Raw genomic sequence first — 7853 nt, forward strand, 5'->3', positions numbered from 1 at the left:
GTAGGAGCGAGCCTGCTCGCGAACGCGCCGCCGGCGCGCCGAACGCCGGGTATCCCAACCCGGCGCCCCTTCGCGTGCGGGGCACGCTCCTACACGGCCGCCTCAGCCCCCTGCGGAAGGCCACCCTCGCGGCGATCGGGCGCGGCGGGTTGCCCGGCCGGGCACTGGCCTCCGGCGGTGCTTCGGGCCGCGGCAGGGTCCGATGCTCAACCCCTCTGCCGCTCCTCCAGCAGCGCCTGCATACGGCTCAGGCGCGCCTGCAGCATCTGCGTCTGCTCGCTCAGCGCGGCGAGCTCCGCGTGCAGGCTCGCGTTTTCCTCGTGCACCACCGTGGTGATGGTCTTCTCCTCCGCCGCGACCTGGTGTTCATGCATTCGCTGCATCGCGTCGACGATGATCGCGATGAACAGGTTCAGCACGGTGAAGGTTGCAATCAGGATGAAGGGAACAAAGAAGGCCCAGGCCCACGGGTGTTCTTCCATCACCGGGCGGGAAATGCCCATCGACCAGCTCTCCAGTGTCATCACCTGGAACAGGGTATACATCGACGCACCCAGCGAGCCGAACCATTCGGGATGGCTTTCCCGGAACAGGCCCGTGGCGATGATCGCGAAGACGTAAAAGACCAGCGCAAGCAGAGCGAGGATCGAGGCGATGCCGGGAATCGCTCGCAACAGGGCCTCGACGATGAAGCGCAGCTTCGGCACCATCGAGACCAGCCGCAGCAGGCGGAGTACCCGCAGCACCGAGAACGGGCCGGTGCCGGGGACCAGCGCGATGCCCACCACGAAGAAGTCGAAGACGTGCCAGGGGTTGCGCCAGAACCGCCCTCCGTACGCGATCATCTTGGCCAGCACCTCCACGGTGAAGACCGCGAGGATGAGCTTGTCGGCGACGCGGATCACCGGCCCGGCAAAGGAGGCCATCACCGCGTCGAAGGTCTCGAGCCCCAGGGTCAGGGCGTTCAGCAGGATCAACCCAATGATCAGGCGCTGGGTGAGATGCGCCTCGACCACGCGGGTCAGGCGCAGGCGCAGGGCACCGGTGAACTCGCTCATCGTTTTTTCGGTATATCAGCGGATGCTCAGGGACGCGCCAATGTAGGCGAAAGGCTGCATCCGGGCAAACACCGCCGGAGACCCCGGCGCGGGGCCTTGCACCCACGGGATCCCGGCTTCGGCCCCTGTTGCCGGGCTCGGGGCACGCAATCCGCCACCGCTGGATCCCTCGCGCGCGGGCTGGGGGGCAGGGGTAGAGGGCGCAGCGCGTAGGGTTCGAGGTACAGTGTCGGCAAGACGATGGGTGTGAGGACACGCATGCGGAACCTTCCCTGGACGGCTCGACGGAAGGTGGGCCGCGCTCCGTGGCCACGCGAATGGAGAGAGAACGAATGACGATCACGCGAATTCTGGGCAGGGCGGCGCTGGCGGCGGTGTTCACGTGGGGGTTCCTGCAGCCGGCGGTGGCGGCCGCGCTCTCCGAACGGGCGGAGTCGGTGCGCGAGGCCTGGCTGGAGGTCCTGGCGGCACCCGATTCGCCGCTGCGGATGGAGGGCGAGCTCGACATCCTCGAACGGCCGGACGGGTCGCTGCGCATGGTGATGGACTCGCTGGTCCTGCGGGATCCCTCGCGGGGCGAGGGGGTTGCGGACATTGCCGTGCTGGAGCTGGGCACGCTGACCGTGGTCCTGCATCCGGTGGCCGAGAGACGCTGGCAGACGGAGTGGGAGATCCCCGGCGAGATGAGACTGCGCGACGGCCACGGAAACGCGCTGGGAGTCCTCGAGATCGACGAGCGGGCCCTGAGCGGACTGTGGGCCCAGGATCTCGGGACCATGCTCACCGCGGATCTGCGGCTCGGCGGTCTTGCCCTGACGTTCGACGCGGACGCGATCGGAGCGGACCGCGGCAGCGTGGGGAAGACCGGCGACTCCGAGGGAACCCCGGGCAGGATCCAGGCCGACCGGCTCCAGCTGGACCTGCAACTGGCGGAATCCGAACCAGGGGTCGTCTCGGGACCGCTGGCGGTGACCGTGGATCGGATGCTGCTGGAGGATTCGGCCGGCGAGTTGATGGCCGGACTGGGCGGCCTGCGCATCGGGGCCGAGTACCGGGACGTCGATCTTGTCGCGATCTCCGCAATCGCGGACCTGGCCGCGGATCCGGACAGGCTGGCGGAGCAGGATCCGGAAGCGCTCCTGGCCGAGGCGCTGGCCGCGCTCGGCGGCTTCGAAACGACGCTGGAGCTCGTCGACCTGAGCGCTGGGGAACCCGGCGACCCGGCATGGTTCAGCGTGGGCGCGGCGCGGCTGGAATCTGCTTTCGCACCCAGCGCGGAGGGCGCGCGGCAACGCGACCTGCGCATTGGCATGCAGGGTCGCGACTGGCATTTCGCCGACGGCGATGGCGCCCACCGCATGGACGCATTCACCGTCGATCTGCGGCTCGACCGCATCACCCCCGACGCCCTGTTCCGGATGGGCCTGCTGTCGCTGATGGCCGACGAACTCCCCGCGGAAGACCTCATCGGGCTGACGGAGGAGGGCGTCGGCAGCATCGTGCTCGGTGCATCGCTCAACGGCATCGGTGGCCGGGTGGGCCCGGAGGGTCCGGACGCGGCGGTCTACGGCCTCGAGCTGCTGGAGTTCGGTCTGAGCCTGCTCGAACTCGATACACGGGCACCGGGACTGGCATTGAGTTATCGCCAGCGCGGACTTTCAGACCTGTCGACGGGTCTTCTGCCGATTCCCCGCGAGTTCATTCCGCGCGAGCTGGTCCTGGATCTGTCGGCCTCCGGATTGCCGGCCGGCGCCATCGTGGACCATGGCGGCGCGGAACTGGACCTGGAGCCCGGCGATGTCTTTCGCGCGATGCTCGAGAACCGCACCCGTCTGGACGTCAACGCGATCGTGATCGATCTGCCGATCACGGGTCTTCGCCTGAGCGGGAATGCGCATGTGGAAGAGGGCGATGCCGGTGCCCCGGACTCGCTGCACGGCCGCAGCGAGCTGGAGATCCGGAATCTCGACACCCTGATCGAGTATGCGCTTGCATTCAGCGCCTCGGAGGCGGTGCGGCAGCAGATCCTGGCCGTTGCGACGGTCCTGAAGCTGGCCGCGGAGGAGCGCAGCGGTCCGGAGGGCGAGGTGATCCACTACCTGCGGGTGGAGGCCAGCAGCCGGGGCGAGTTGCTGGTCAATGGCACGGACATCGGGCCGCTGCTGATCGGTGGCGGCCAGTAGCGGGGTCCGCCCCTGCGCAGGCGGGGAGGGCGTGGGGCGTTCTCTCAGGTCTCTTCCGGCCGGATTCGGGCCGAGAAGCGACGCATCACCCCCCTGGCCACCCGATCCTCGGGGTCGAACGAGAACCCCGCGCGTTCCACCGCGGACTCGGTGTCCCGGTTCGGGTGACAGCCGCCCGTGAACCAGGTCCACGCGGGCTGCACGCCGTCCTGCATCCGGGCCAGCGCGGGGTGGTGGTGGCGGACGTGCTCGATCATGCGCAACTGCCCCGAGGGGAGCAGTACCCTGCGGATCTCGGCCAGGCCCTGATCCGGGTCACGGACGCTGCAGAAGACCAGCCCGCTGACCACGACCGGAAAGCTCTGCGCGCGAAAGGGCAAGGCCTCGGCCCGCGCCACGACGAGCAATGCGTGCGGCGCACGGCGCCGTGCCCGGCGCAATGCGCCGAGGTCGGGATCGATCGCGACCACCTCGGTACCGGCAGGGTACAGCGGAAGATTGCGCCCGGTTCCGCAGCCGACCTCCAGCGTGGGGCTGTCCGTCTCGCCCACGAGCTTGTGACGCCAGCGCCGGAAGCCGGTGAGGTCCATCACGCTCATCAGTGCGTCGTACAGCCAGGGGATATGCTCGATCCCGCGCATGCCAGCCTCCATGTCAATGCCTGTGCATTGATGGACAACGATCGTCCCGGGGGGTTGCCCGGGAACGCCCGCACGCCGGTTGACGGGTCCCGACGGGTCCCACCATGATGGCAGACCTGCAGGTCACGGCAGGAACCCGCGATGCGCCGCTTTGTACTGGATACCAGCGTCTTTACCAACCCCCACGTCTTCGGCCAGTTCGGCGAGGATCCCGGCGACGGGCTGCGCACCTTCCTGCAGCTCGCCCGGGGCTGTCCCGCGGAGTTCTACATGCCGCTGTCGGTGTACGAGGAGTTCCGGACGATGCGCGACCTGGAGGAACTGGCGGCCGATTTCGAGACCGTGGTCTGGGTGCGCTCGCCCCGGCGCTTCTCCCTGACGATTCCCAGTGACGTGCTGTACGAGTTCATCGACGAGGTGCGCCGCCGGATCGACCGCGGCCTGCGCATCGCGGAGGAGCATACCAAGCGGGCCGGGGCCGCCGCCGACATGCCACCGGAACTGATCACCCAGCTCCGGGAACGCTTTCGCGAGGCGATGCGCAAGGGGCTGGTGGACTCCCGGGAAGACGTGGACGCGGTGCTGCTGGCCCTCGAGCTGGACGCCGAGCTGGCGAGTGCCGACGAGGGCATGCGCAAGCTGGGCAACCGCATGGGTATCAAGCTGATCACGGCGGACTACCTGCGCCGGGTGATGGAGAACCTGGCGGACGGGCGGGGGAGCGCGCCGGCCGGTTGAGGGCGCCACTGCGGCCGGCGGCGATCAATCGAACTGGATGGCACCGGAAAACGCGGTCGCAAGCGTGCCGGTCATGCGGTCGAACACACGTTCGAATTCGAGCACCCAGTAACCGTCTTCCTCGCGCGGCATGTCGGGCAGGACATGCACTCGCTGCCCCCCCGTCGCCGCCATGTGGGCGATGAAGTGCAGCGCATTGCGGTGTTCCCGGAAGCGGCAGCGGTAGCGGTGGTCCACCCGGCCGTGCCCCCGGCTCCCGGCGACCGCTCGCTCCAGACCGGCCAGGAAGGCCCGCCCGAGGCTGCGTTCCAGATCGGGGTCTCCGTGCTGGCGGTTCTCGTGCATGAAGATTGCCATGCGCATCAGGCGGTTGGTGAAATACTCCGGCGGCAGGTCCAGCAGCTGGGCACTGCAGACGCCGATGTCGACGATATTGGAGCGGCCGGTCACATACTTGGAACGGGTATCGCCGGACTCGGCCTTCAGTACGAGTCCCTCGGCGCCCTCGGCATCGAGCTGCAGGATCAGATCGCGCAGGACAGCCTCATCCGAGGGCAGAAACCGACCGAATATCCGGGTGGCGGGCAGACCCAGCTCCTCGATCAGGCGCATCTTCTCGCGCTGTGGCAGGAAGCCGGGCTGGCCCTTGCGCATCATGTCGAACACGAACAGCTGCACATCCTCCGTGACGAACGGTGGCGAGCCCTCGAGATAGGGGTTGTCCGGTCCGGCGATCTCGGCACACAGCACCAGGTCGGGCTCCCGTTCGAAGATCCCGGGCGGCAGGAGGTCCTGCAGACGGTCGGTGCTGAAGGCGCAGACGAACCCGCCGCGACTGAAGGCGTAGGTCTGTCCCTCGTGAAAGACCACGCGGACGTTGTAGCCGTCGATCTTTTCCTCGGCCCAGAACGGCCCCTGGAACTGCTGCCGCAGTCCGGCAGTCAGCGCATGGATGCGCGCGATCGAGGGGTAGCCGCGGATCACCGCGCCGCCGGGGAGCACCACGCTGCCGCGCGGGTGGCCACTCACCGTCTCGGTCAGGCGCGCGTAGCGGAGGCCCTCGAAGTGGTGACTCTCCGCCCGGTCCTGCGCCAGCGCATCCGTGAGTGTTTGCCGGTCCATGCCCCAGTTTAGTGCCGAAGAACGCGCGTTGGGAGTGCACGGCCGTGCCCTTTCGGATCAGCCCGGGAAATGCGGCTGGCCGTGGTTGCTGTTAAGCTCCGGCTGCCAAAAATGACAGGTCGAGTGACATGAAGGAAACCGATACCGCCTCCGCGGCCATACCGGCGGAGACCCTCGCGATGCTGGAGGTCTACACGGAGCCCGCGGTGCTGCTCGATTCCCAGTACAACATCCTGGCGGCGAACCCCGCCTACCAGCGCATCTTCGGCACGGCTCCGGTGACCGGGCGACGGCGCTGCTTCGAGGTCTCCCACGGCTATGCGAAGCCCTGCGACCAGGCCGGTGAGTGCTGTCCGCTGCGGTCGACCCTGGAATCCGGGAAGGTCAGCCGGGTGATGCACGTGCATCACACGCCCCGGGGTGAGGAACACGTGGATGTGGAGACCCGGGCGATCCCCGGAGAGGACGGACGGGTGCGGTATGTGCTGGAAATCATGCGGCACACGCGGCTCGCCAGCCCCGAACCCAGCGCCGACCGCATGGTGGGGCGTTCCCCGGCCTTCGTGCGGATGCTGGAGCTGGTGCAGCGCGCGGCGCCAAGCCAGGCAGCCGTGCTGCTGCTCGGCGAGACCGGCACGGGGAAGGAAATGGTTGCGCACGCGATCCACGAAGCGAGCGCCCGTGGCAATGGAGCCTTCGTGCCGGTGGAGTGTGCCGGCCTGACCGAATCCCTGTTCGAGAGCGAGCTCTTCGGGCACGAGCGCGGGGCATTCACCGGGGCCACAGCGCAGAAGACCGGCCTGGTCGAGGCCGCCGGGGGCGGGACCCTGTTTCTGGACGAGGTGGGCGATATCCCGCTTTCCATGCAGGTGAAGCTGCTGCGCCTGCTCGAGACCGGACGGTTCCGCCGGGTGGGCAGCAGCGTCGAGCAGGAGGCGGACTTCCGCCTGGTCTGTGCGACGCACCGGGACCTCCGGGCGCAGGTGGCGGCCGGCGAATTCCGGCTCGATCTGTATTTCCGGATCAGCGTCTTCCCGATCCCCCTGCCCTCGTTGCGCCAGCGTCGCGAGGACCTGCCGCTGCTGGTGCCCGCGCTGCTCGGGCGCATCCGATCCGGTCGGGGCAAGCACTTGACGCCGAAGGCGATGGCCACCCTGCAGAGCATGGACTTTCCGGGAAATATCCGTGAATTACGCAACCTGCTCGAGAGGGCCAGCCTGCTTGCGGACGGTCAGGAGATCGGCGAGCGGGAACTTGCAGCGGACCTGGATCTGCAGCGGGCGCCGGACCCGTGCCCTCAGGGCAGTGAGGTGATCCCGCTGGAGGAGCTCGAGCAGCGTTATCTCGGCCGGGTGCTCGCGGAGTTCCCCGGGGATCGCCAGGAGCTGGCCGGCCGGCTGGGCGTGTCCGAGCGCACGCTCTACCGCAAGCTGAAGGGTCTGGAGCACCGCTCCCGAAGATAGCGGATTGCCTCCGGGGCTGGGCTGCCGGGAGCCATCCCGAGGCATGTCTGAGGTGTCTTCCATCGCCATCGGCGAAGCGGCCTGACAGATGGCGCCGGAGAACTGACAGATGTGGCACCTCCCTTCTCGAAGTTGCAGCAATATCCCATCCGAATTACTCCGGAGAGATATTGGAAAAAATAATATAAACATGCAGTTAATAGAGATATTCTTCTAAAGGTCATAATTTGGCACGGCATGTGCTTAGGTTCCATGAGAGGGGCGCAGAGGGTCGCCCGAGTCAAAGGAACAGAGCATGAAGATACTGGTCGCATCGGGCATGGCGTCGCTGACGATTGCCGGAGCCATGCTGCTCGCATATTCGATATAGATCCAGTGCGATAAGGCTGGCCGGTCCGCGCGGTCCCACCCGCGTCCACTGCGGTCTTCCGATCCGGTCCGGAACCCGGTCCTGTCGGGCGTCCCCCATGCCGTTGGCCTTTGTTTTTATGGACTTGCGTGCGCGATTCTCCTCCATCGCGCTTTCACCGCCCCACGGGGCGGTTTTTTTTGGCCGGTAAGTGCAGGCCGTCCGCTCGGTTGCTACCCTTCCCGGTCGGCCCGGGTCACCCGCCCGGGGTATCCGCCGGATGCACTGGAGCGGCGTTT

General features: G+C 67.6%; 6 protein-coding genes. 3 read left to right on the forward strand and 3 right to left on the reverse strand.

Features of this window, described 5'->3' with window-relative positions; genetic code table 11:
• Positions 1 to 206: 206 nt before the first annotated feature.
• On the reverse strand, positions 207 to 1058 hold the full coding sequence (locus ACESMN_RS12730; protein WP_373053981.1) for an ion transporter: 852 nt from the start codon (positions 1056 to 1058) through the stop codon (positions 207 to 209).
• A gap of 332 nt (positions 1059 to 1390) precedes the next feature.
• Between ACESMN_RS12730 and ACESMN_RS12735 the strand changes: the two genes are divergently transcribed.
• Positions 1391 to 3241, forward strand: coding sequence for a hypothetical protein (locus ACESMN_RS12735; RefSeq protein ID WP_373053982.1), 1851 nt, complete (start codon positions 1391 to 1393; stop codon positions 3239 to 3241).
• 44 nt (positions 3242 to 3285) lie between these two features.
• Here ACESMN_RS12735 and ACESMN_RS12740 read toward each other — a convergent pair whose 3' ends face one another.
• A complete protein-coding gene (locus tag ACESMN_RS12740; protein WP_373053983.1) occupies positions 3286 to 3882 on the reverse strand; it encodes a class I SAM-dependent methyltransferase in 597 nt (198 codons plus the stop codon).
• A 141-nt stretch (positions 3883 to 4023) separates the two neighbouring features.
• Here ACESMN_RS12740 and ACESMN_RS12745 point away from each other — a divergent pair, with 141 nt between their 5' ends.
• Positions 4024 to 4620 carry an RNA ligase partner protein gene (locus ACESMN_RS12745; protein WP_373053984.1) on the forward strand — a complete coding sequence of 199 codons (597 nt, stop codon included), beginning with the start codon at positions 4024 to 4026 and terminating at the stop codon, positions 4618 to 4620.
• Between the two features lie 24 nt (positions 4621 to 4644).
• On the opposite strand, the gene ACESMN_RS12750 is transcribed toward ACESMN_RS12745, so the two are convergent.
• On the reverse strand, positions 4645 to 5742 hold the full coding sequence (locus ACESMN_RS12750; RefSeq protein ID WP_373053985.1) for an RNA ligase: 1098 nt from the start codon (positions 5740 to 5742) through the stop codon (positions 4645 to 4647).
• 128 nt (positions 5743 to 5870) lie between these two features.
• Here ACESMN_RS12750 and ACESMN_RS12755 point away from each other — a divergent pair, with 128 nt between their 5' ends.
• The gene (locus tag ACESMN_RS12755) at positions 5871 to 7205 is read left to right on the forward strand and encodes a sigma-54 interaction domain-containing protein (protein ID WP_373053986.1); all 1335 of its coding nucleotides are present in this window, start codon (positions 5871 to 5873) and stop codon (positions 7203 to 7205) included.
• Positions 7206 to 7853: the final 648 nt, after the last annotated feature.

The sequence above is a fragment of the Thioalkalivibrio sp. genome (assembly GCF_041690275.1).
Lineage (GTDB): Bacteria > Pseudomonadota > Gammaproteobacteria > Ectothiorhodospirales > Ectothiorhodospiraceae > Thioalkalivibrio.

Excerpts from the sequence above, each read along its gene's own strand:
- ACESMN_RS12740 (WP_373053983.1), bottom strand. The coding sequence starts at position 3,882 with ATGCGCGGGATCGAGCATATCCCCTGGCTGTACGACGCACTGATGAGC.
- ACESMN_RS12750 (WP_373053985.1), bottom strand. The coding sequence starts at position 5,742 with ATGGACCGGCAAACACTCACGGATGCGCTGGCGCAGGACCGGGCGGAG.
- ACESMN_RS12735 (WP_373053982.1), top strand. The coding sequence starts at position 1,391 with ATGACGATCACGCGAATTCTGGGCAGGGCGGCGCTGGCGGCGGTGTTC.
- ACESMN_RS12730 (WP_373053981.1), bottom strand. The coding sequence starts at position 1,058 with ATGAGCGAGTTCACCGGTGCCCTGCGCCTGCGCCTGACCCGCGTGGTC.
- ACESMN_RS12745 (WP_373053984.1), top strand. The coding sequence starts at position 4,024 with ATGCGCCGCTTTGTACTGGATACCAGCGTCTTTACCAACCCCCACGTC.
- ACESMN_RS12755 (WP_373053986.1), top strand. The coding sequence starts at position 5,871 with ATGAAGGAAACCGATACCGCCTCCGCGGCCATACCGGCGGAGACCCTC.